Origin of the sequence: Stenotrophomonas sp. CASM106, from assembly GCF_049384825.1 — a bacterium.
GTDB lineage: Bacteria > Pseudomonadota > Gammaproteobacteria > Xanthomonadales > Xanthomonadaceae > Stenotrophomonas > Stenotrophomonas muris.
On sequence record NZ_JBMRFS010000062.1, the window covers coordinates 1 to 441 of the forward strand.

Below are 441 nucleotides of genomic sequence, written 5' to 3' on the forward strand. Positions count from 1 at the left end.
CTGATAGTGAATTTATGCACCAGTGAACATCTGCTGGTTCATCATCCGATGCTGGAAGGCATTCTCCTGTCTGAATGTGAACGTCTGAGGCAGCGTTCTCTGGCAAATAAACTGATTAGCCTCTTCCGTCAGTTTGGTGGCACGGAGTTGCGCCTCAAACTGGTCTGGCTTTGCTGGCTTGATTTAATGACCGGAAACAGCCTTGAAGACTGGAAAGAGAACCTGAAACGGAAATCAGAAAAAGAGCTGGAGGAATGGATCATCAACCGTCAGAGGCAGAGCGCAGCACTGACGGATCTGATGGATCAGTACGTGCTCCTGGCATACCGCACAACGGTTGACGATAACCGCAACTGATGCCGGTTGCTTCCGGAAGGTGTGACAAAATACGGAAATGATGATGCTCCCGGCCCCGCATGCTCACCTGCAGAGCGTGTTCGT

At 51.0% G+C, this 441-nt stretch carries 1 protein-coding gene; it reads left to right on the forward strand.

The features are described 5' to 3' along the window. On the forward strand, positions 1–357 hold a 357-nt coding region (locus VG556_RS22540; protein WP_423180072.1), incomplete at its 5' end, for a hypothetical protein. Positions 358–441: the final 84 nt, after the last annotated feature.